This is a genomic window from Enterococcus sp. JNUCC 77 (assembly GCF_054819945.1).
The window spans coordinates 2,273,716-2,296,150 of the sequence record NZ_JBTHIG010000001.1; the positions used below are offsets into that span (position 1 = coordinate 2,273,716).

The following is a 22,435-nucleotide window of genomic DNA, read 5'->3' on the forward strand; positions in this document are numbered from 1 at the left end:
CTTAGGTTAGGTGAGCTTTAAATTTGAAATTGCTAGAAAGTTTTAATTCGGTAAGGGCGCTAACTCCGTTAAACATACCAGACATATTTGTCACTTTGACTGTTTTGAAATTACTAAGGTCTAGACTTTTTAGACTGCTGACTTCGGAAAACATATAATACATATCTAGCACATTACCTGTTTTAAAATTACTTAAATCTAGACTTTCTAGGCTGCTGGTTCCGGAAAACATATAATACATATTTATCACTTTGGCTGTGTTGAAATTGCTAAGATTTAAACTTTCTAAACTGCTGACATTGTAAAACATATCACGCATATTTATGACATTTTTAGTGTCTACCCCGATCAAATTAATCATCTTCAAATTTGAACAACCAAAAAAAAGTCTCGCCATACTCTTCACATTCTCAATATTTACATTCCCAAAATCAATCGATTAAATAATTGGTCTTCCACTTCCACCACCATTGTCATACCGGCCAAACAACTCCGTCAGATCATCATCTAAAATTTTAACAGGTGTTTTCTCAGCAGAGTTTTCAATCGTGAAGCTTTTTAATTTCCATAAGTTAGAACTTGCAGTTAGATGATCGCCAAAAACTTCTGCCAAGTTTATTTTCTCTGGTTTACTATCATATTCTGCCGGAATCCTGATATCTTTTTCTTCAAGTACAGCACCTGATAAAAGCCCAGTTATTGTTGCTACTGGTCCTAAAGTGTCCCATGTAAAAATATTTTCTTCTTGGTACCGAAACTATCTACCTGAGCTGCGACAGTTGGTACAACTTCTTTTACTTCAGCGGTTTTTTTCGACACAGTTGGCTTCTTCCAAAATTTCATCAGCTGCCAGTAACGAATTTTCCAGCACTTGGGTCTCATCTGTGCTTTCCTGATGAGTTTCTGCCAAGACTGGCAAGCTGCCTAAGCCGAGTTGTACTACTAATAATATCCCTGCCATTATGCTAATCAGTTGCTTATTCCATTTTATCCGCTTAAATTTTTGTTCCGTTTTCATTTTTTCACTCCTTCAAATAAGCACAATTCCAAAAAACATTATTTTTATCCACTAAAAAATAATTTGAAATTGATTATTTCTTTAATTTTAAGACTAATAATTCCAATAGCACAAAGAAACTAACTAAGCAGATAGACTTTTTCAGCAGCTGGTGTCCTTCAACGATCTAACCCACCAAAAACGGGTGGATTTCTTAAGATTTCAAACATAAAAAAGCAGGTCTCAAAGTTTTTCTACTTCAAAACCTGCTTGATTCATTTATTTTCCGTAAAAGCTAGTACCTTCTACTATTCAACCTTCTGAAATCAGCCAAGAATTTTTATCAGTACTTACGGTATACTATCTAATGAATACTAACACCTGGTAGAGTTTTAGCAGATTGCTTATAAACCTGTTAATTTATGTAGACTACCAAATGATGAAAATCACCAACAATCGATAGACAAAATCAACCATATGCTGCGCTTAATCCTAACTATTTTGCAAGCTAATCCGAAAAAAACTGCACTCTTTATCTCAGTACAGGTTTAGCGTCATGTTATTACTTCTGATGCATCAAACATATCTTTTCATATTTCTACATGGTTTTTCATTAAATGTCTTTGATTTGAGGTTCATTTTATGGTTTTCAAGAAGTTCAGCTTTTTACTTGATGATCCAAGCAAATAGACGATCCAAAAATAAAGCAACAAATGCGCATAATATAGCGCCTACTAGGATTATCGGTCCGCCTTCGGTAATATTTATCCCTCTTAAAATAATATCTCCCAAGCCACCAGCTCCGACAAATGAACCAATTGTAGTGATACCGACAGCAATCACTAAAGCATTTCTGACACCGGCCAAAATAACTGGTAAGGCTAACGGAATCTTTACCATCAGTAAAATTTGGAAGCGGCTCATACCTACTCCCTTGGCGCTATCAACATACGTCGGGTCCACATTATTTAGACCAACATAAGTATTGCTGACAATTGGTAGGAGGGAGTACAGGATTACGGTGGCAATTACTGTATTTTTGCCCAATCCTAATAGAATTAACAAGATAGTCAACATACCGATTGAGGGAATTGTTTGAATAACATTAATGATTCCTATAACAATACCCGCGATTTTTTTATTATCTGAAAGAAAAATACCAATCGGAAACCCAATTAAGAATGTTAGAACAACACTAACAATCGAAATATATAAGTGAGTAAATAATTGACTAATGATATAAGAAGAGTTGTCACTGAGATAATTTATTAATCCATCAATCATCTGCTATCCTCCTCAAAATAATTATTTTTTTCTAGAAACTGACGTGCAATTAAGGCTGGTTCTAATAATTCAGTATCTGAAGCATCATTCATTTTCTGCATCATTTCTGTATCAATGGTTCCATCTAACTTCTTCAAAATTTCCTTTAATCCAGGATTTTCTTTTAAAATTTTATCGCTAGCCACTAAACTACAAGTATAGGGTGGGAAAAATTGGCGATCATCTTCTAGCATCACCAATTCATAACTACCTACACGTCCATCGGTAGAATAACCCAGGATGACATTTAATTCATTTGCTACCAGTGCATCGTACAATAAACCTACTTGCATCGGAAAGACCCGCTGAAATTTCATGCCATACTCTTCAGTAAAGGCTTGATAGCCGTCTCCCTCTCGTTTATACCAAGTTTGGTCGGTTCCTAAAGTTAATTCAGCTGCATATTGTTTTAGATCACTGACATTTTTCAAATGATACTTTTCGGCAGTTTCTTTTGTCACCATAAAGGTGAATTGATTGGAGAAGCCGTAACTAGGAAACCAATCAAAATTATAACGTTTTTGAAACTCTTCTTGAACGATTTTTAAAGCTTTATCAGGCTCTTTTTCTGGCGCGAGTTTTAAAGTCCCCACTAAATCGGTTCCAGTATAACGTGGAGAAGCAATATCTAAATCTCCTCGCTCCATGGCTGCTTGCATCATATTTGCGGAGCCTAGGTTATTGAAAAAAACAATTTTCTTATCCGTGTAGTGTTCTAATAGTTGCACCACGATATTTCCTAAAATCTGTGATTCTGAAGTAACTCCGCCAGAAACCGTAATCGTGTCATTTTTCTTAGAAAAAGTTGAGCCCACAAAAACAAGAAAGGTACAAAAAAATATGGTTAAAACAATTATTTTCTTTCTCATCTACTCACCCCGTCCCACAGTAACTCGTGACTCAATAAACCTAAGTACAGCATCTGTTAATAAGGCCAACAAAGTAATTGGGATAGTTCCCATCATAATCAAATCAATGCGATATAAGGTAAGGCCATTAAATATAAAATCTCCTAAGCCACCAGCCCCGATGTAAGCTGCCAAGGTTGTCCAAGAAATAACATAAACAGCAGAAACCTTGATACCTGAAATGATGACACTAGCTGCTAATGGAAATTCTATTTGAAAAAGTTGCTGCCATTTTGACATCCCCATCCCTTTTGCCGCATCTAAATAAATAGCATCAACTGATTGAATCCCGACATATGTATTTCTTAAAATAGGCAATAGTGAGTATAGAAAAAGGGCAATAATTGCTGGTACTTTCCCAATCCCAAAAATCGGTAACATAATCGACAGCAACGCCATCGAAGGAATCGTTTGAAAAAATCCAACAATATTAATAATCGTGTTTGAGCCTTTTTTTAGTCTCGTTAATCCAGCTCCTAATGGAACAGCCACAACAATCCCTAAAAAAATTGCCGCAAAAGAAATATACAGATGCTCCCAAAGTTTAAAAAGAATTTCCGCACCATATTGATTCCAAAAATTAATCATATTATTCACCTACTTCAACTCTTTGTAAATCAATGAAACCAACGACGAACGTGTGATAATTCCCACTAAGTGATTGTCATCATTCACAACTGGCAAGTATTTTAATTCCATATTTAATAATGGATCGATGACATCAACCACTTTTTCCTTCTGATTTACACTGGCAGTTTCTGTCTGCATAATTTCATAAATATTGACTGAGTCATCTAATCCACAATCGACATCATTAATATCAATAAAACCTTTTAAACGATTACTTTCATCAACAACTAAAAGTGAGTCCACTTTTTTTTCAGTCATCAGATTAACCGCCTCAACTAACGTCTTACTTAAGGAGATACTAGCAATCTCAGTTCCCATTAAATCTTGAACAAAAATTTGATTGTCGATATGTTTGTTCTTCTTACGTTTTCCAATCAATTCTTCCACGAAATCGTTGGCAGGATTACGTAAAATTTCATCAGCGGTATCATATTGAATGACCTTGCCATGATCCATAATAATAATTTTGTCAGCTAATTTAATCGCTTCATCCATATCATGGGTGACAAAAACAATTGTTTTTCCCATTTCTTGCTGTAGGCGTTTAATCATTTCCTGCAAAGCGTCACGGGTAATTGGATCCAATGCGCCAAAAGGTTCGTCCATTAAAATAATATCTTGATCTGCCGCTAGTGCACGAATTACGCCAATTCTTTGTTGTTGACCACCAGATAAATTTGCTGGTTTACGATCCAGATAATCTTGAGGGAGTTCCACCTTCTTAATTAATCTTTCAGCGATACCGGATTTTTTTTCTTCTGACCATTTCAACAGCTTAGGCACAATCATGATATTTTCTTTAATTGTCATGTGGGGAAATAGACCAATATTTTGAATAACATAACCTATTTTTCTTCTTAATGTATCACCATCGAGATCGTTAATTGATTGGCCATTTATTTCAATATCACCACTTGAAGGTTCAATCATTCGGTTAATCATCCGTAATAATGTCGTTTTACCACTGCCACTTGTCCCGATCACGCAGATAAATTGGTGGTCTTCAATCTTTAAATTTAGTCTCTCGACGGCAACTGCTGAAGGGCCATAATTTTTTGTTATCTCAGTAAATTCAATCATCTGTCTTCCCTCACTTTAGTTAAAACTCTAAAAAGCCGTGTATTTCAACGGCTTTTTTTGCTAATTCTCTGGGTGTAAAATTTCGTAAGACTTCATTAAAACTGGATCAATATGCGTAGCTATTTGTTGATACACTTCTTCATTTAGCCGGCGATAGATCGCAACATTATCAGCTTTAGGAGTAAATACATCTTTCACCTTTACCATCTTATCAACGGCTTCTTCATATGATTTATAGACACCTAGGCCAACTGCGGTATTAATGGCTGCTCCAACACTGGCACTTCCATTAACAACATTTCTTTTTACTGGCAGATTGAAAACATCAGCGAAGATTTGCATTAACAAATCACTATTTGAACCGCCACCAGTTACGATGACTTCTTTAATTTCCTTACCAAGTTCATTGGTCATATTAGTCACATTATTTTTCATTGTATAAGTAATGCCTTCTAAAATTGAACGATACATGTAGCGATAATCATGATGGGCATTAAAACCAATCATCATCCCCCGTTTATAAGGTTCCCAAGGATTAGCTAGCCAATCCAATACAGTCATTAAGCCATCACTACCAGCAGGGACATTTTGTGCTTGTTCATTCAAATATTCTTCTTCAGAAATATCTTGATAATTTCCTCGAATACTAATTTTTTCACCTAATAAATCTTTAAACCAAGAAACTGTCCACATACCACGTCTGATGCCGTAACCTTCATAGGCGTATTTCTCTGGGATTGAAGACATAATGCCCCAATAATTTGTGGAATCTTTTGGCATATCTTTTCCGGTGACCATGCTACTAATATAAGTTCCTAAAGAAACAAAAGCTGAGTAATCATGGATTAAACCAGCCCCTAAACCTTCCACTGCTTTATCACTAGTAGTCGCTACTAACGGAAGTCCTACGGGAAACCCCGTTTTTTGACTGGCTTCTTCAGTAATGTGACCTAAAATATCGCCTGGTTTAACAACATCAAATAACATATCTCGGGATAAATTGAATTGTTCTAAGACTTTTTCGTCAGTTGACCAATCCCAGGTTTCGTAATCCACTGGCCACTGACCAAAGTGATTACCAATATTATCCTTAAATTCACCGGTTAAGCGGTGGGTTAAATAACCATTTGTAGATGTTACATACTGAACTTCTGGATTATCTCTAGTATAAGGAGTAGCTGTTCGCTTATCCATCCAACTAATCACCGGTTGTGCTAATGAGCCATCTTTTTTCAAAAGTACCCGACAACAACGAATCGAACCTAAGCCAATCCCAATAATATCATTTTTCCGAATACCAAATTGCCCCATGGCTTTTTTTGCCGCAATACAAAGGGAATCCCACAAATCATCACCAGGATGTTCAACGACACCGCCATCATCCAAGTGCATTGGTCGTAGATTTTCTCTCCCTTCAGCAATGATATTTCCTTCTAAGTCAAAAACAACAATTTTTGTACTTTGGCTCCCACCATCAATACCTACAATATATTTTTTTCCCATCAAAGTTCTCCTTCAATTAGCGGACTAAAAAACCACCATCAACAGTTAAGATGTGACCATTTACAAAATGAGAGGCTTCTGATGCTAGAAAGACTGTCGCACCCATTAAGTCTGCCACATCTCCCCAACGGCCTTCAGCAGTATGATCAACAATCCATTTATTTCTTTCAGGATCTTCAATAGAAGCTTTTGCAACTGGTGTTTTGAAATAACCTGGCGCGATGCCATTTACTTGAATGTTATATTGCGCTAACTCATCACAATATGCTTTAGTTAAGCCAGCTATTCCGTGTTTAGAGGCCGCATATGCTGGTGCCCACTGACCACCTAAGAACGAGAACAATGAACAAATATTGATGATTTTTCCGCTCTTTTGTGGAATCATAAATTTCGCCGCTTCATGACTTAAATCAAAGGCCGCCGTTAAATTAATCGCGATGGTTGGATCCCATTTATCTCTGCCATAACTTAAAACATCATCTACCGGACAAATACCAGCACAGTTTACTAAAATATCAACTGAACCTAATTCAGCAACACATTTTTCAATAATTTCTTTCGCTACACCATCTTGAGTAATATCAGCATACATATAGAAAGTTTTCGCGCCACGTTCTTCCAATGTTTTGTTAAACGCTTCATCATCAGGCATAATTGAAGCCATAAAAATATTTGCGCCAGCCTCAGCTAGAGCTAAAGAGAATGCTTGACCTAGTCCTGTATTCCCACCAGTTACAATTGCGTTTTTGCCCTTAATATTAAATAAATCCATTTTGAAGTCTTTAATTTCCATGTTTATACCTTCTTTATTTTTATTTTTTTAAACGCATAGTTAATTTTTCAACAAAAGTTGCCGCGTCACCAATAACCGTTAAATCTGCTAAATAATTCATCGGTGCACCTTTGTCTGTATTTACTGAAATTAAGTGTTTTACCTTCTTCAATCCTTCAACATGCTGCATCGATCCATAAATCCCTAAGGAAATGTACAAATCAGGACTAACAGTTTTACCGGATTGACCAACTTGAATTTCTCGTGGTGCTTTACCTCGTTCAACTACTTCTTTTGAAACAGAAACCAAGCCAGCTAATTGTTTAGCCAGGGGTACTAAATTCTCTATTTCCGTTTCATAACCTGCTCCCGCAGAAACCAGAACTTTTGCTTCACGAATATCTTTTAGTTCTGGTTGATTTTCAATTTTAATTATTTCAATTGTGGACGCTTTCATTCCATCTGGACAAAACGTGATCACTTTCGGTTCTTTAGTCAATAGCTCTGGATGAAAAACATTTGGATGAACACTTGCCATAATTGGTGTCGAGTCACAAACAATACTTGCTAACATATTTCCTGCAAAGGCTGGACGAATTAGTTTTCTGCCTTTTTCATCAACCTCAATTGCAGTAATATCAGCAACTAACCCAGCTTCTAGTTTCATAGCCAATCTCGGCGCAACCATCCGGCCAAAATCAGTTGCTAAGATAATAATCGTATCAAATTGATATGTCGTCTGAACCTGTTGGATCAATCCTGCAACAATCCGACTATCTTTTAGGGATTCTTGTGTCTCGATTGTCAGCAAATAATCCAATCCTTTAAGCTCTTTATTTGATAAATTTATTCCTAGACCATAAAGCGCAACTTCTTCTTCACCAGCTAGTTGACTCGCGACTTCCACCAAATCAAGAGAATAGTTTAATTGTTCTTCATCTAATAGTACTAATGCTTTAAACATTATAGATATCCTTTCTCTTGTAAAAAAGCTACTACAGTTTCGATTCCTTCATCATCTACCTGCATAGTTTGATGATCTTTTTTTTCAGGTTTTATAAAAATATTTTTTCTTACTTTTGTAGGTGAACCTTTTCTCCCAATCAAATGTTCATCTAACACTAAGGTTTCGTTTGTTACTAGAGAGAATTGTTCATCGACGTTTTTATCGATGTTTTCATATCTAACGAAACCCAAGCGTACGTTGATTTGACTGATGATACTAATTAAGCAAGGAAACGGTATTTTTAACTGGAGTATTTGATTGTCTTGTAATGCTTCTACAATTGTATAGCCATCAAAGCAGTCAATTTTTTTAACATTAGAGAATTGATCAATTGCCAATAATTCAGCGACTTGGGGACCGATGTGGCCAGTCCCACCATCTAAAGTATGGGTTCCAGTCAAAAGCAAATCATAATTTTGTTCACTAAGATACTTAGCCAAAACACGGCTGGTAGCTAGAGAATCACTCCCAGCGTATGCTTTGTCACAAATGAGTGTGGCTTTGTTTGCCCCTAAGCGGACAAAATCTTTTAACTCTTTTTCAATTTTTTTAGGTCCCATCGACACTACTTCAACATTCACATTCTTATCAGTTTTCTTTGCTTGAAGGGCCCAAGCTAAAGCATTTTTATCATCAGGATTTAAAACTAAGCAAGATGTTTCTCGATTAATTCGGTCATTTATTTCATCATATTCGAATTTTTCAGCATCAGGTACAAATTTGACTAAACAAATGATTTTCATTTTTCACGCATCCTAACTTTAAATAAATGAGACTATTTTTGATATTTATATCCCTCTTGCACTGGATAAATATTCCCAAAGTTCATAATTCCTTTTGGATCAAAGATTTCTTTCAAGCTTTCTAACATATAATATGCTGATTGATGTTCCTCTTTTGTCCATTCATTGCGATACTTGCCAATACCATGGTGGTGACACATAGAACCATTAAGTTTTAAAGTTTCTTCAACAATAATGGCTTGAATAGGGTGATGGTAAAGTTTCATTTCATCCTCTGGTTCACAGTTGATATTATAATTGTAAACAAAGTACATATTGGTTCCATTAATGTAACTATGGGATGAATGTCCTCCTAGCATAGTTAAATCTTGAGCCCGCGGAAATTCATTACGAATCCGATCAATTACATTATTATAGATTTGAGGAATTGTCTCCCAATCGGCAGAAATTTCTGTTGTGAAACCATCATGTTTGTCATTGTCGATCATACCTTGCACTTCATCATCAATGGTTTGTTCTGTCCAATTTAATTGATTAAACCAATTTTCGATTAGCTGGCTATCGACTTGTTTATAAACTCCTTCATTGAATTTCTCAACCGCTTCTTCAATTCCTACGCCTGTTGCCTCAACAATGCCTTTTGGTCCTTCAGCCATGAAAATCAAGACGCATTTTTCTTCGTAAAAATGATAGAAATGTTGTCTCGCATCTTCAGATGAATACGTTCTGGCTACAGATGGACGATAGCCATTAGTCATGACTTCACGCAAGACTTTAATTCCAGTCTCAACATCATCTACTAAATAGCCAAAGAATTTATTGTTCTCAGGATAATATTTAAAGATTTTTACAGTGACTTCAGTGATATAACATAATGTTCCTTCATTCCCAATCACAATATGACGAATATCAGGGCCACCTGCTCGACGAGAAACATTTTTAATTCTTGAAACATGACCATTAGGAAAGACACATTCTAACCCAACGACCATATCTTCAATTCCACCATATAAAGTAGAAAACTGTCCGATTGAACGAGTAGAAACAAGTCCACCGTATTGAGCGATTGGTTTTGATTGTGGTGAATGTCCGGTGGTATAGCCAATTTTTCTTAGTTCATCTTCAAGATCTTGCAATCTCACCCCAGCTTGAACGGTTGCTTGCATGTTATAAGAATCAATTTTTAAAATCTGATTCATCTTAGAGCCATCAATCACTAGAGCCAAATCTTTCCAGTTTTCAAGACCCCCTTCAGTCGCCGTTTTCCCACTTCTAGGTATGACATTAATATCATTATCATTTGCGTACATTAATAATTCTCTAACTTCTTCAGTATTATTAGGTAGCACTACTGCAGTAGGTATTGGATTATCCAAAACTCTTTTTGCTTTTGCGTATTTACGATAGCGATCCGAAGAAGCATCATACAAAGTTTCATAATCAGTCAGAACTTGGGCAGCTGGAACAAGTTTTTTAACATCATTAATGATACTCTCTTTAACTAAAGTGTCTGAATTCATTGAAATAACTCCATTCATTTTGAAATTTATAAAACGTTTTCTTGTTTCAGAGTATACAGAGTTTTTTTTTACTTTACATTAAAATTTGATTAATTTTTCCAATAAAATTTGATTTTTTTAATCAAAAACGGAAAATTTTCCACAGGAGATAGGTTTTTTTTTTCTGCTATGGTATCATTGACTTATAAAATCTAGGAGGCTTTAATATGCACGTTCATATAGATAGATTAAATAGCTTAGAACTAAAAATACATCAAAATTTGCTGGCTGCTAGCAAGGAGCACTCAAGTTTAACCATTACGGAAGCTGCCGAAATTGCTGGTGTATCTCCTTCTAAAATATCTAAGTTTGTTAAAAAACTAGGCTTCTCAGGTTATAAAGAATATGCACGTTTCTTATCTGGAAAAGAACTAGTTAAGCAAAAAAAAATGAATAACGAATTCACTAGAATACAAGACTTTATGGAAAACTTTGAAGAAGACAATGCTGAATATATTGCTGAACTTATCGACACCTATGATAAAATTATTCTTTTCGGCTATGGTCCTACTCATATTGCCTTGGAATATTTTGAATATAAATTAAACTATACTGTCGATAAAAATATTATTTTAGCTACACAAGAATCGCTTATCCCTAGCTTAATAAGTGATAAGACATTACTCTTAATATTTTCAGTTGCTGGAAAATTTGCGCAATTTGACTATTTGTTCCAAGAAGCTGCAAAGAAAAAGGCTAAGGTATTATTAATCCTAGAAGAACTGAATACTGAAATTAATTTAGAGAATCACGAAACGATCTATTTAACAAAATCTCATCAGTCTGAATCCTTAAATTCACACGAAAAAACTCGAACAGTGTTTTTTTTAGTTATTGAAGAAATTATTCAGAAGCTAAATCAAAATAAAAAATCTTCTACTTAATTTTCGTAGAAGATTTTTCATTTTCCATATTTTCCATTTTTTATTCATACAATCGTCAATTTGATAATTTTTTCATGAGATTTTTATTATAAAAAGTAATTGACAAGCTTAAAGAAAGCCTTTACACTAAAACCGTTACTAGAGAGAATAGTGTGTCAATGGACTTATTTTTGACAATTAGATAAAATGGAGGTTATTTAATGAACAAAGCATCTGTTAAAAAATACGGGACCCTATTACTCTTAGCCGCTGGCGCCGGAATCATTTTCCAATTACCTTATATTCGTGAAACGTTCTATGTACCAATTCAGCAAGCGATGAATTTAAGTAATGCTCAAATGGGAATGCTATCCTCTGGCTATGCCACTATGGCGACTGTTTCTTATTTTATTGGTGGGATTGTGGCCGATAAGTTTTCTGCACGAAAATTGTTAACTATTTCATTTTTGGCAACTGGTTTGTTAGGTATTTGGTTTTCAACCTTCCCTTCTTTCAATACAGCTAGACTAATTTTTGTTTTGATGGGAATTTCAACTATTATTACCTATTGGTCTGCAATGATTAAAGCAACTCGGATGTTAGGTGATTCTTCGGAACAAGGTCGATTATTTGGTTTACAAGAAGGTTTACGGGGAATTTTAAATGCTATTTTGGTATTTGGAATGACTGCAGTCTATGGTCGTTTTGCAAATGAAATCTTAGGGACAGCTTGGGCAATTCGGACATGTGCGATTGTTGTAATTATTATTGGTATTTTAAATTGGTTTATTATTGAAGACACTGACAAGGAAGAAAATGCTGAGTCTTTCTCTGAAGTAATTATCGGTACCTTCAAACAGCTGGCGATTCCTCGTGTTTGGTTATTAGTGATGATCGTATTCTTTGGCTATAGTTTATATGGTATTTTTGGCTATATTAATACTTTAGCTATCAATATTTACGGACTATCAGTTGCTGGTGGTGCTACATTAGGTGGCACTCGTTATGTGATTCAAGCTTTCGGCGGAATTATTGGTGGACTTTTAGCTGACAAAATCGGCTCTCGAATTAAAGTGATTGTCGGTGGTGCTACTTTGACGGCTCTGTCATACGGACTTTTCCTAATTTTACCTGCAGATAAAGGTCTGTTAACAATTATTTTAGGAAATTTCGTTGCCGGTATGTTCTTTATCTATTTAATTCGTAGTCAATATTTTGCGATTATCGATGATGCAGGTATCCCGGTTTCAAAAACTGGCCGCGTTTCTGGAATCGTTTCTTGCTTAGGTTATTTACCAGATGTTTTTATGTATACGATGATTGGTGGTTGGTTAGACAATAACAGCGGTAAAACAGGTTTTAACATGATGTTCATCTATGCAATTGTGATGGCTGTTGGCTGTATTATTGCTTGTCTGGTACTAGCAAAGGTTATTCAAAAAAATAAAGTCGAAGAATAAATAAAGCTTACTCCAAAATAGTTAATGTGAGCTTTCAAACTTCAAAAACAGACAAAAGAATATAAATATAGAAGATACCCTAAATAACAGACACTGATAGAAAAATATCAGTTCTCTATTATTTAGGGTCTTTTTGTCATGAGCGTAAGACTTTTAGAATTGCTATAACAGTTTATCTTTTATCAAATGCCATAATGACAAGCTTGATTTTTTCTCATTAATTATGAATAGCGAGTTTAGCTCTTTTATTTTCACTTGAATTTGCACTCTATGTGCAACACAAAAGCGACTGAATAAAGTCAAAATCCTTGACTTCAGTATATTTTAGCTTAGACAATTCAGGTGTTGGTATCACCTCTTACAAAACTGTTTTAGAAGTGATTAAATGTGTTGAGATTGCTAGAATCTCTTGCAACATTCTTATTTGCTAAACTAACATACGTTTGGTTTAGTTTTTACGTTATTGAACCATTATTAGATGATAATGTGACAACTAAAGTTTTCAATCTTGGAACGATTGAGAACGCTTCAATGGGCAGAATGATTACTCTAACACTGTTAAGTGTTGCTGACACAAATAATTAGCAGTCGATACGATTACCAGGCATTTCATGAACAAAATACTTATGACTGGATGCTACAGAGACCCCAGAACCACCAGCGAAATGCATGGTTTCCAGAACAAAAAAAGAAGAACCTCCACAAAAAGTGGAGGTTCAATTAGGAAGACTATGGTTAATAGTAGCCAAAAGATTGCTTATGGTTACTCCCATAACATTTTTTAGTGTGACTAAGCTTTGTAATCGTAAGCTGTAATGATGATTTCTTTCAACTCACTGATTAATGGTTCTTTAGGGTTAGCAGTTGTACATTGATCTTCGTAAGCAAGTTCTGCCATGCGATCAACAGTTGCATCTAAAGTTGCTTGAGATAAGTTTTGAGCTTTCAAGTTCATGTTGATGCCCACTTTAACACCTAAATCGTAAACAGCTGTTGCTAAAGCTTCAACTAGTTCTGCATCAGTGTTACCTTTTAATCCTAGGTAACGAGCGATGTCTGCGTAGTCAGCATCTGCACGGAAGTAGTCATATTTAGGGAACATCGCATGTTTTTGAGGATCTTTGGCATTGTAACGGATGATGTGTGGCAATAGAATTGCATTTGTACGTCCGTGAGGAATACCATATTCTCCACCAATTTTATGGGCGATTGAGTGACAAATTCCTAAGAATGCATTGGCAAAGGCCATACCTGCCATCGCTGATGCATTATGCATTTTTTCACGTGCATCTGGGTCAGCAGTTTCAACTGAATTTTCAAGATTTTCAAATACCATTTTGATTGCTTGTAAACTCAATCCACGAGTGTAGTCAGAAGCCATTACAGATACATAAGACTCAATTGCGTGAGTTAATACGTCCATACCAGTATCAGCAGTTACTGAAGGTGGCACAGTCATAACAAATTGAGAGTCAATAATCGCTACATCTGGAGTCAATGCGTAATCTGCTAATGGGTATTTCACGTGAGTGTCGCTATCTGTAATAACGGCAAATGGTGTAACCTCAGAACCAGTACCAGAAGTAGTTGGAATACATACGAATTGTGTTTTCTTAGGATCAGCAATTTTGTAAGTACGTTTGCGGATGTCCAAGAATTTTTGTTTCGCGCCGAAGAATGAAGTGTCTGGGTTCTCGAAGAACATCCACATACCTTTCGCCGCATCCATTGCAGAACCACCACCTAATGCAATTACAGTATCAGGTTGGAATTCATTGAATACTTCTAAACCTTTGTAAACAGTATCAGTTGAAGGGTTAGGCTCAACATCTGAGAATACTTCAACTTTCACGTCATTTTTACGACGGCCTAATACTTCACGAACGATGTCAGCATAACCGAATTGAACCATACCTGGGTCACAAACTAACATAACTCGTTCAACATTTTGCATCTTAGTTAGATATAATAATGAATTTTTTTCAAAGAAGATTTTTGGTGGTAATTTAAACCATTGCATATTATTTCTCCGTTTCGCCATAGTTTTAACATTGATTAAGTTAATAGCAGATACGTTCTTAGATACAGAGTTTTTACCGTATGAACCACAACCAAGAGTCAATGATGGGATCATTTCGTTGTAGATATCACCAATACCACCTTCAGCAGATGGTGTGTTTACTAAGATACGGCAAGCTTTCATACGCAAAGCAAATTTCACTTGCAAGTCTTCATCTTCAGTATGGATAACAGCAGTGTGACCTAGTCCGCCTAGTTCTAACATTATTTGACACATATCTAATGCTTCTGCTTGACTGTTTGCTTTAGCCATTGCTAAGACTGGAGAAAGTTTTTCACGAGATAATGGATAGTCTGCGCCAACGCCATCTAGTTCTGCGATTATCATTTTAGTCCCTTCAGGAACTTTGATACCCGCGCGTTGTGCAATATCCATTGCTGAATGACCAACGATTGCTGGGTTAACAGCAGATTTGCCTTCATTCATTACAGCGTCTTCTAATTTTTTCAATTCAGCTTTTTTCACAACGTATGCTTGATGCTTTTCGAATTCGCGTTTCACTTCATCATAAATTTCTTTATCAACAATGATTCCTTGTTCAGAAGCACAGATCATGCCGTTATCAAATGTTTTTGATACAAACAAGTCATTAACTGCACGTTTGATTTTAGCTGTTTTTTCGATATAAGCAGGAGCGTTACCAGCACCTACACCTAAAGCAGGTTTACCAGTAGAGTAAGCAGATTTAACCATGCCTGGTCCACCAGTTGCTAATACGATGGCTACGCCTGGATGATTCATCAAACCTTGAGTAGCTTCGATTGATGGTGTTTCAATCCATTGGATACAGTTTTCAGGAGCACCAGCAGCAATCGCAGCGTCACGAACGATACGTGCAGCTTCAATTGAACATTTTTGTGCTGATGGATGAAATGAGAAGACGATTGAATTTGCTGTTTTTAAAGCGATCATCGCTTTAAAAATAGTTGTTGATGTCGGGTTAGTTGTTGGTACAACCCCACAGATAACACCAACTGGTCCAGCAACTTCGATGATACCTTTTTGTTTGTCTTCGCCGATGACACCTACAGTTTTATCATGTTTGATGTTGTTCCAGATATATTCTGAAGCATACATATTTTTGATCGCTTTGTCTTCGACTACACCACGACCAGTTTCTTCAACTGCCATTTTTGCTAAAAGCATATGTTTATCTAATGCTGCCATTGCCATTTCGTGTACGATATGGTCAACTTGTTCTTGTGTGAAGTCTGCCATTGCGTCCAATGCAACGTTGGCTTTGACTGCTAAATCATCAATCATTTCTTCAACACTGATTTCCTTTGTGTTTTCCTTTTCTACTGTTTTAACCATTATTAGCCTCCTAAATTTGCTAAAAATTATTTGTTAATCATTTCACATTCATATCATACATCAACGGTTTTTATTTGTAAATAGTTTTTTTGTGATTTTTTTCACACCAAATAAAAAATATTTTTTCCTTCATATAAAGGTCTTAATATTGGTATATTCCTTTGCAATCATTTTAAACACTCAAATATGAGTTATTTTTAATTAGAACTTTATTCACAAAAAAGCCGAAAAAAAGAGCAAAAGAAAACTTTTGCTCTTAATTCTAATCATGCATCTCTACTCCGAAAGCTTGAGCTAAATCTATTAGTTGACTATCGGAAATTCCAGGATTCTTTTTATTTTTTGTTAACATATAAACCTGAGCATTTTTTTCTATGGTTTCTATTAACCCGACTACCTCATCAAAATCATTACCTGCCGCGAACATTCCATGATACGGCCAAATAACAATTCGATGTGTCAACATTTTTTCGGCAGTTGCTTCTCCAATACCATTGGATTCGCCACAAACCATCCAAGGCAACAATCCAATTCCATCTGGAAAAACTAACACACATTCAGAATTTAATTTCCAGAGAGTGTCTGTCAATTTTTTCTCATCAAGTTCATGATCGAAGGTCATTGCAATTGTATAAGTCGGGTGGCAATGCAAAACAATCTTGTTTTGATCATTACTTGCTAATCTTTTACTATGACATAGTAAATGGGCCGATAATTCACTTGTTGGTAACTTGTCCCCTTCAAATCCCCATAGTATCTCTAGAGATTTTTCTCGTACTTTTAAAATCCCAAAATCTTGAATAGGATTTTTTAGTATATTTCTAAAAACTGCTCCACTCCGAGTGACTAAGAAGACTCGCCCAGCAAGTCCCTGTGTTGAAAAATCTACAGGAATTTCTCTATTTCCAGTTAGTTCCTCTTCAAACTCTTGGATTTGAGTTTCATCTAGCAAATAACTCATATTCCCAGCATGAAACTCTCCCCAACCTGATTTCCAAAAATAATGACAAATTTCCATTGCTTCTTGTAGTACATTTGATTTAAGTATCTTAGACATTGCTTTCCTCCTTGCTTTTCAACAAGTATTCATTCCCGAATTTGAAAATTAACGAAACGGATACTGCACCAGCATCTACTGATCCAAGTGATCTCTCTCCCAAGAATTTTGCTCGACCGAATTTAGCGACATAATTTCTTGTATTTTCAGCTCCTTGATCGGCTGCCTTAGCTAAAATTGAAAAAGCTTCTACTAAATCTTCACCAGTGTAGGATTTTAATTGTTCGACTGCTGGTTCGAAAGCATCAATCATGGTCTTGTCACCCCATTGCGCTCCTCCCTTTTTCTTAACTCTAGCTAATCCATTCTCCAAATAGTTTTTTAAATTTGAAACAGTTAGTGAATCAACGGGACTTTCAGTCATTGCTCCTAAAAAAATTGATGAAAAAACAATGCCTGATGCACCACCCATTGAATTCATCATTTCGAATCCAGCGTTCGCAAAGACTGCCTTTACATCGTCATGAGTATTGTCCATCTCTGCTAAGACACTTCGGAATCCTCTAGCAATGCCAATTCCATGATCGCCATCGCCAATTTTCCCGTCTAATTCACAAAGCTCAGCTTCTTTTTTAATCATATTTTCTGCAATGTAAGTAATCATTTCTTCAGTTTGATTAACAGATAAACAATTCATAAGCTTCCTCCTTAAATATAACGAGAATAAAATGGTGTTTTCGCCACTAGATCATATAAGGGTTTTTGATCTTCATCAACTACCATCAAAGTGATAGAAATACCAGCCATTTCTAATGAAGAACAATATTTTCCAACTATATTGTCGTAAATTTTAATCTGTTTGTCAGCTAGATATTGATTAGCTTCCTCATTCACTAAAAACATTTCAAGCGATGTTGTCGCCGCCATACCATTAATGAATAAGATAACTTCCTTTTCATGAAGCTCTCTCTCTTCAAACTCTGTCAGTAGTTGGTCCATCATTTTTTTCACAATTGTTTTAACGTCCGTCATTTTTTCTGTTTGCATTCCTGGTTCTCCATGGATCCCCATACCGTATTCATATTCATCATCGGCTATTTCAAAGTTTTCTGGCTTTCCAGGAATTGAGCAGGGTGTTAATGCAATTCCTATAGTTCTTGTATTTGCAACAGCTTTTTCAGCGACAGCTTTAACTTCAGGTAAACTAGCGCCTTCACTAGCTTTAGCTCCTGCCAATTTTGTCACTAACAATATTCCAGCTACACCACGACGGTCTTGCCCTCGATCTTTTGGAGCTGAAGCGATATCATCATTTACGATTACTGTGTCTACAATGAGACCTTTCATTTCAGCAAACTCACTAGCTGCATCAAAATTCATTCGGTCTCCATCATAATTCCAAACTAAGTTTAAAACGCCTTTATCGCCGCCTACTTCTTCGATTGCATCCAAAATAGTTTTAGGATCTGGTGAAGTAAAAACATTTCCCACAGCTACGGCACTTAACATATTTTCACCAATTAAACCCGTTAGCATTGGTTCATGTCCACTACCTCCACCTGATACTAAAGAAACTTTATCACGCTCCGGTGACTTATAGAGCACACAATTTTTTTTACTTTTTTGATAATAACCAGGATAAGCTTTCATGAGTCCCGCCATACTTTCTTCTACAATATCATTGGGATCGTTCATTACTTTTTTAGTCAAAATTAGCCCTCCTTCAATTTTTTTCTCGTTACTCTTACATAGCTATCTTTTTCTAAAAAACGAGTCAAGCCAATGGCCATCACAAAGGCGCACCCACCCAAGTACAAGTTCCAAGAAATGACACTAATAATTAAAAAAATTGCTGAAAGAAGGATTCCAAATGAGATAAAAATTTTCTTTGCCATTTTTTCCACCTATTTTCTTTATTTACTTACTTCATAACCTAATTCTTCCGCATATTTCATATCTTCTTTTTTGATTGATCTGAAATAATAAAAAGCCAACGGAATGGTCACGATCAATAAAGCAATTGCAATCATATTCCCCTCAGAAGAAGCTGCAAATATCCAACGCAGTTCTGAGATATCCATACCAAGCCAAGCCAACATTTGTCCCTTAGGAACTGTGGCACCGCCAGTTGTTTCTGCTAATTTTGTAAAATATGGTGCAAAATATGAAGCTACATATAAATGAACAGGCAAACCGATCAGCGTGCCAATAGCCATCTTAAGCATATTTCCCATTGTTAAATAAAATAGCGGGACAATTAAACAAATTTCCATTAAACCACCAAATGGCAATACAATATTTCCAGGTAAGAAAATGGCATATACGAAAATTACCGGGATTGCTAAAATCATTAACAACCAGTGTTCAGATCTACCTGCCATAATGGGCCAATCTAGTCCAATAGTAAATTCTCTTCCAGAAAATCTTCTCTTCATAAATTCAGTTGCCCCTTCACTAATTGGTGTCAATGAAGTAGTAAACAATTTGGCTACCATTGGAAATAGTGTCAAAGCAGTTCCTGCCTGCACACCTAGAGTTAAAATTGCTGAAATATCATAACCGCCAAAAATACCAATGAAACATCCTACAATGAAGCCCATAATATGATTTTCTCCAAAAATACCAATTTTATCGCGAATTTTTTGTGCATCAATATTAGCCTTCTCTGGTAAAATAATATCCATTAAATGTGTGAAAGGATAGAACCAGATTCCTGATAAAAACATTGGATGAGGCATAGAAACACCGGGGATTCCAGTTAGTTTTTCTAATCGGTAGCGAGTGCTATCTGCATTTTTCAACTCCAAAATACATTGAATAATTGCAAAAGCGAAACCAAAAAGAGCATTGCCGCTTACGTAAGAAACCAAGAAAGCCGTACAAACTTTATTCCCAACATTCCACATATCGACGTTTAAACAATCCGTTAACTTGAAACCTAACATGATAATATTCACCACGATTTGAATAGGAAACATTAAAAATGCATATTCCCAGGTCCAGACAAGTCCAAGAGCAGGTGCCCACCCCATATCAAGCGCTTTCAATTCTACGCCAGTATTTTGTACAAAAGCTTCAGCTGCCGCTCCAACATTGGCAGTCATGAAATCCATCACCATACCCATTCCAACTAAAGCAACACCTAAAATCAATCCAGCTGAGAATGCTTTAGATAATTTCATTCCCAAAATGACACCAATTATTGTCAAAATGATTGGTAAAAAGACAGAAGCTCCAAGATCTATTAGATTCTGAAATATCTGTTGAATAATTTCCATTCGTCACTTCCTCCTATTTCTTTGCTAGTTCAACCATAATTTTTTCCAATTCTTCTTTAGAACCCATTCCAGTCAAAAATGGAATACCGCTAAATGTTGGAATATCATATTGCTTCTCTCCAATTGGAGAAATTGATACATAAATATCTGCTACTTTTTCATAAGATGGTAATGAATTAATATTGATGGCCTCAATAGCAAACTCACTTTTACTCATTCCCGCTTCTTGTAACATATTCCCTAATTTAACAGCAACCGTTTGAGAAGTTGCAATCCCTCCACCACAAGCTACAATAATCGTTTTCATATATATCCTCCTCATTATTTAAAAACCTCCATTCCGTTATCAAGTAACGGAATGGTCAGAATTATTTATTTAGAGCGACTTGAAATGTTTCATAAATACCATCGCATGTATTATCAGTCTTTAAGCGTCCTAATATTTCTTGATCACTAATAATATCCATCACCTTTTGAAGAGTGTTTAAATGTGTTTTCCCGTCATTTAGTGCTAACATTATAATCATGTCAATATCAATTGGCGAATCAAACTTACCCATCTCATTAAACGTTACAGGCTTAGCTAACTTCGCCACAAGAATACATGGCTTATTAACAAATCGTGGTTCTGTATGGGGAATCGCAATTTTTATATAATTTGTAGGTAATCCAGTAGGAAATTTTTTTTCGCGTTCTTTTAATGCTTCGATATATTCTACTGTTGCATAGCCATCATTGATTAAAACACTTCCTAAATCTTCAAATACTTGATCTTGAGATTCGTAGTCTTTATCTACAAAAATATATTTTTTGGAAATTAATTCCTGCATACGTTCACCTCCTACATTTATAAAATAAAAAAATTAATCTTCATAGATGATACAATTTTTGATCACTTTACCTGCAGCATGTTCTCTAATCGCTGCTTCGGTTTCTTCAATTGTATATTCATTTTCAACAAAATCATCTGCAGAAATGGCATTCATTTTCAACAATTCAAAAGCTGCATTTACGTGGATTGGCGTTGTATGGAAAACACCTTTGACGGTAATTTGTTCATAATGCATGCGGGTACAGTCAAATTCAACCTTTGTTCCTTTCTTAGTCCCACCAAAACATAAAACTTGACCTCCAGCACGAACTTGATTAAAAGCAATTTCCCAAACTTCTGGAAGCCCTGCAGCTTCGATTGCTACATCTACACCACGAGAGTTTTCAATTAAATCACGTACCGCTTGTACTTGATCAACTTCATTGATATTAATTAGATGCATTGCTCCCATTTTTTTTGCTAATTCCAAGCGATTCGGTTTATTGTCACAAGCAATTACCCGTGCACCTTTCAAATAGGCTAGCCGAATAAACATCAATCCGATTGGTCCACAACCGTTTACAACTACACTATCACCTTGTTCAATTTCCACTTGATCAATTCCGTACGTAGCACAAGATAAGGGCTCTGTTAACGCTGCTTGTTTATAACTCATCTCATCTGGTAATAAGAAAGTGTTCTCTTCTACAATATTTTTTGGAATTAATTGATACTCTGCATAAGAACCTAAGTTAGATGGTAAGTCGACGCACATAGAGTGCTGTCCTTTTTTACACCAGTAGCATTTATGACAAGGTGCGGTATTGTGAGCAACCACTCGATCACCAATTTTAAATTTAGTAACGCCTTCGCCCACCGCAACGATATCACCAGCTGCTTCATGTCCTATTAAATGTGGTGGGTCATAACGATATCCTCTCATAAACATTTTGGCATCAGTTCCACAAGTTAAAGTAACTTTGTTTTTAACAACAATTTCACCCGCAGCTGGGGTAGGAATAGCAACTTCTTTTAACCGAACATCCTCAATACCGTAATAGACAATTTGTTTCATTTTTCTTCCTCCAAAGTTTTTTTAAATTGCGAATCG

Annotated in this window: 23 protein-coding genes and 1 pseudogene; 3 read left to right on the forward strand and 21 right to left on the reverse strand. The window is 35.8% G+C overall.

Going from position 1 to position 22,435, the window contains the following annotated elements; all coding sequences use genetic code 11:
- Position 1 precedes the first annotated feature (1 nt).
- The 12 genes from ACVWNY_RS11020 to ACVWNY_RS11075 form a co-directional block, all read right to left on the reverse strand.
- Complete coding sequence (locus tag ACVWNY_RS11020) at positions 2-397, reverse strand: BspA family leucine-rich repeat surface protein (protein WP_218326408.1); 396 nt, start codon at positions 395-397, stop codon at positions 2-4.
- Positions 398-439: 42 nt separating this feature from the next.
- Positions 440-613: a hypothetical protein gene (locus ACVWNY_RS11025; protein ID WP_218326410.1), complete on the reverse strand. Its 174-nt coding sequence runs from the start codon at positions 611-613 to the stop codon at positions 440-442.
- Positions 614-799: 186 nt separating this feature from the next.
- On the reverse strand, positions 800-1,018 hold the full coding sequence (locus ACVWNY_RS11030; protein WP_218326412.1) for a hypothetical protein: 219 nt from the start codon (positions 1,016-1,018) through the stop codon (positions 800-802).
- Positions 1,019-1,663: 645 nt separating this feature from the next.
- Positions 1,664-2,281 carry an ABC transporter permease gene (locus tag ACVWNY_RS11035; RefSeq protein ID WP_218326414.1) on the reverse strand — a complete coding sequence of 206 codons (618 nt, stop codon included), beginning with the start codon at positions 2,279-2,281 and terminating at the stop codon, positions 1,664-1,666.
- Positions 2,278-3,189, reverse strand: coding sequence for an osmoprotectant ABC transporter substrate-binding protein (locus tag ACVWNY_RS11040; protein WP_218326415.1), 912 nt, complete (start codon positions 3,187-3,189; stop codon positions 2,278-2,280). Before ACVWNY_RS11040 ends, ACVWNY_RS11035 begins: the two co-directional genes overlap by 4 nt.
- On the reverse strand, positions 3,190-3,816 hold the full coding sequence (locus ACVWNY_RS11045; RefSeq protein WP_218326417.1) for an ABC transporter permease: 627 nt from the start codon (positions 3,814-3,816) through the stop codon (positions 3,190-3,192).
- A 9-nt stretch (positions 3,817-3,825) separates the two neighbouring features.
- Positions 3,826-4,938 carry an ABC transporter ATP-binding protein gene (locus ACVWNY_RS11050; protein ID WP_218326419.1) on the reverse strand — a complete coding sequence of 371 codons (1,113 nt, stop codon included), beginning with the start codon at positions 4,936-4,938 and terminating at the stop codon, positions 3,826-3,828.
- 60 nt (positions 4,939-4,998) lie between these two features.
- Positions 4,999-6,441, reverse strand: coding sequence for an FGGY-family carbohydrate kinase (locus tag ACVWNY_RS11055; protein ID WP_218326420.1), 1,443 nt, complete (start codon positions 6,439-6,441; stop codon positions 4,999-5,001).
- Positions 6,442-6,457: 16 nt separating this feature from the next.
- Entirely contained in the window at positions 6,458-7,234 is a 777-nt protein-coding gene (locus ACVWNY_RS11060) for an SDR family NAD(P)-dependent oxidoreductase (RefSeq protein ID WP_246601494.1), read from the reverse strand.
- 19 nt (positions 7,235-7,253) lie between these two features.
- Positions 7,254-8,177 (reverse strand): electron transfer flavoprotein subunit alpha/FixB family protein, encoded by a 924-nt coding sequence (locus ACVWNY_RS11065; protein WP_218326422.1) that lies wholly within the window; start codon positions 8,175-8,177, stop codon positions 7,254-7,256.
- Entirely contained in the window at positions 8,177-8,962 is a 786-nt protein-coding gene (locus ACVWNY_RS11070; protein ID WP_218326424.1) for an electron transfer flavoprotein subunit beta/FixA family protein, read from the reverse strand. The genes ACVWNY_RS11065 and ACVWNY_RS11070 overlap by 1 nt, the downstream gene beginning before the upstream one ends.
- 32 nt (positions 8,963-8,994) lie before the next feature.
- Positions 8,995-10,482, reverse strand: coding sequence for an FAD-binding oxidoreductase (locus ACVWNY_RS11075; RefSeq protein ID WP_218326426.1), 1,488 nt, complete (start codon positions 10,480-10,482; stop codon positions 8,995-8,997).
- 206 nt (positions 10,483-10,688) lie between these two features.
- Here ACVWNY_RS11075 and ACVWNY_RS11080 point away from each other — a divergent pair, with 206 nt between their 5' ends.
- The 3 genes and pseudogenes from ACVWNY_RS11080 to ACVWNY_RS11090 form a co-directional block, all read left to right on the forward strand.
- Positions 10,689-11,405 carry a MurR/RpiR family transcriptional regulator gene (locus tag ACVWNY_RS11080; protein WP_218326427.1) on the forward strand — a complete coding sequence of 239 codons (717 nt, stop codon included), beginning with the start codon at positions 10,689-10,691 and terminating at the stop codon, positions 11,403-11,405.
- A gap of 200 nt (positions 11,406-11,605) precedes the next feature.
- Positions 11,606-12,844 (forward strand): MFS transporter, encoded by a 1,239-nt coding sequence (locus ACVWNY_RS11085; RefSeq protein WP_218326429.1) that lies wholly within the window; start codon positions 11,606-11,608, stop codon positions 12,842-12,844.
- A gap of 459 nt (positions 12,845-13,303) precedes the next feature.
- Positions 13,304-13,417 (forward strand): annotated as a pseudogene (locus tag ACVWNY_RS11090) (recombinase family protein); the annotation flags it as partial.
- A gap of 217 nt (positions 13,418-13,634) precedes the next feature.
- Here ACVWNY_RS11090 and adhE read toward each other — a convergent pair.
- From adhE to ACVWNY_RS11135, 9 genes are all read right to left on the reverse strand, one after another.
- Positions 13,635-16,238 carry a bifunctional acetaldehyde-CoA/alcohol dehydrogenase gene (gene adhE, locus ACVWNY_RS11095; protein ID WP_218326431.1) on the reverse strand — a complete coding sequence of 868 codons (2,604 nt, stop codon included), beginning with the start codon at positions 16,236-16,238 and terminating at the stop codon, positions 13,635-13,637.
- Positions 16,239-16,500: 262 nt separating this feature from the next.
- Positions 16,501-17,295 (reverse strand): rhamnulose-1-phosphate aldolase, encoded by a 795-nt coding sequence (rhaD, locus tag ACVWNY_RS11100; protein WP_454071375.1) that lies wholly within the window; start codon positions 17,293-17,295, stop codon positions 16,501-16,503.
- On the reverse strand, positions 17,288-17,932 hold the full coding sequence (gene dhaL, locus ACVWNY_RS11105) for a dihydroxyacetone kinase subunit DhaL (RefSeq protein ID WP_454071376.1): 645 nt from the start codon (positions 17,930-17,932) through the stop codon (positions 17,288-17,290). The genes rhaD and dhaL overlap by 8 nt, the downstream gene beginning before the upstream one ends.
- An 11-nt stretch (positions 17,933-17,943) precedes the next feature.
- The gene (locus ACVWNY_RS11110; RefSeq protein WP_454071377.1) at positions 17,944-18,945 is read right to left on the reverse strand and encodes a dihydroxyacetone kinase subunit DhaK; all 1,002 of its coding nucleotides are present in this window, start codon (positions 18,943-18,945) and stop codon (positions 17,944-17,946) included.
- A 2-nt stretch (positions 18,946-18,947) separates the two neighbouring features.
- Positions 18,948-19,130 carry a hypothetical protein gene (locus ACVWNY_RS11115; RefSeq protein WP_454071378.1) on the reverse strand — a complete coding sequence of 61 codons (183 nt, stop codon included), beginning with the start codon at positions 19,128-19,130 and terminating at the stop codon, positions 18,948-18,950.
- An 18-nt stretch (positions 19,131-19,148) separates the two neighbouring features.
- Complete coding sequence (locus ACVWNY_RS11120; RefSeq protein ID WP_454071379.1) at positions 19,149-20,513, reverse strand: PTS galactitol transporter subunit IIC; 1,365 nt, start codon at positions 20,511-20,513, stop codon at positions 19,149-19,151.
- 13 nt (positions 20,514-20,526) lie between these two features.
- On the reverse strand, positions 20,527-20,820 hold the full coding sequence (locus tag ACVWNY_RS11125) for a PTS sugar transporter subunit IIB (protein WP_454071380.1): 294 nt from the start codon (positions 20,818-20,820) through the stop codon (positions 20,527-20,529).
- Positions 20,821-20,881: 61 nt separating this feature from the next.
- Positions 20,882-21,343 (reverse strand): PTS sugar transporter subunit IIA, encoded by a 462-nt coding sequence (locus ACVWNY_RS11130; protein WP_454071381.1) that lies wholly within the window; start codon positions 21,341-21,343, stop codon positions 20,882-20,884.
- Between the two features lie 33 nt (positions 21,344-21,376).
- Positions 21,377-22,399, reverse strand: a complete 1,023-nt coding sequence (locus tag ACVWNY_RS11135; protein ID WP_454071382.1) for an alcohol dehydrogenase catalytic domain-containing protein — start codon at positions 22,397-22,399, stop codon at positions 21,377-21,379.
- Between the last annotated feature and the right edge of the window lie 36 nt (positions 22,400-22,435).

Coding starts and splice junctions, on each gene's coding strand:
- ACVWNY_RS11020 (WP_218326408.1), bottom strand. CDS start 397: ATGGCGAGACTTTTTTTTGGTTGTTCAAATTTGAAGATGATTAATTTG.
- ACVWNY_RS11030 (WP_218326412.1), bottom strand. CDS start 1,018: ATGAAAACGGAACAAAAATTTAAGCGGATAAAATGGAATAAGCAACTG.
- ACVWNY_RS11035 (WP_218326414.1), bottom strand. CDS start 2,281: ATGATTGATGGATTAATAAATTATCTCAGTGACAACTCTTCTTATATC.
- ACVWNY_RS11040 (WP_218326415.1), bottom strand. CDS start 3,189: ATGAGAAAGAAAATAATTGTTTTAACCATATTTTTTTGTACCTTTCTT.
- ACVWNY_RS11045 (WP_218326417.1), bottom strand. CDS start 3,816: ATGATTAATTTTTGGAATCAATATGGTGCGGAAATTCTTTTTAAACTT.
- ACVWNY_RS11050 (WP_218326419.1), bottom strand. CDS start 4,938: ATGATTGAATTTACTGAGATAACAAAAAATTATGGCCCTTCAGCAGTT.
- ACVWNY_RS11055 (WP_218326420.1), bottom strand. CDS start 6,441: ATGGGAAAAAAATATATTGTAGGTATTGATGGTGGGAGCCAAAGTACA.
- ACVWNY_RS11060 (WP_246601494.1), bottom strand. CDS start 7,234: ATGGAAATTAAAGACTTCAAAATGGATTTATTTAATATTAAGGGCAAA.
- ACVWNY_RS11065 (WP_218326422.1), bottom strand. CDS start 8,177: ATGTTTAAAGCATTAGTACTATTAGATGAAGAACAATTAAACTATTCT.
- ACVWNY_RS11070 (WP_218326424.1), bottom strand. CDS start 8,962: ATGAAAATCATTTGTTTAGTCAAATTTGTACCTGATGCTGAAAAATTC.
- ACVWNY_RS11075 (WP_218326426.1), bottom strand. CDS start 10,482: ATGAATTCAGACACTTTAGTTAAAGAGAGTATCATTAATGATGTTAAA.
- ACVWNY_RS11080 (WP_218326427.1), top strand. CDS start 10,689: ATGCACGTTCATATAGATAGATTAAATAGCTTAGAACTAAAAATACAT.
- ACVWNY_RS11085 (WP_218326429.1), top strand. CDS start 11,606: ATGAACAAAGCATCTGTTAAAAAATACGGGACCCTATTACTCTTAGCC.
- adhE (WP_218326431.1), bottom strand. CDS start 16,238: ATGGTTAAAACAGTAGAAAAGGAAAACACAAAGGAAATCAGTGTTGAA.
- rhaD (WP_454071375.1), bottom strand. CDS start 17,295: ATGTCTAAGATACTTAAATCAAATGTACTACAAGAAGCAATGGAAATT.
- dhaL (WP_454071376.1), bottom strand. CDS start 17,932: ATGAATTGTTTATCTGTTAATCAAACTGAAGAAATGATTACTTACATT.
- ACVWNY_RS11115 (WP_454071378.1), bottom strand. CDS start 19,130: ATGGCAAAGAAAATTTTTATCTCATTTGGAATCCTTCTTTCAGCAATT.
- ACVWNY_RS11120 (WP_454071379.1), bottom strand. CDS start 20,513: ATGGAAATTATTCAACAGATATTTCAGAATCTAATAGATCTTGGAGCT.
- ACVWNY_RS11125 (WP_454071380.1), bottom strand. CDS start 20,820: ATGAAAACGATTATTGTAGCTTGTGGTGGAGGGATTGCAACTTCTCAA.
- ACVWNY_RS11130 (WP_454071381.1), bottom strand. CDS start 21,343: ATGCAGGAATTAATTTCCAAAAAATATATTTTTGTAGATAAAGACTAC.
- ACVWNY_RS11135 (WP_454071382.1), bottom strand. CDS start 22,399: ATGAAACAAATTGTCTATTACGGTATTGAGGATGTTCGGTTAAAAGAA.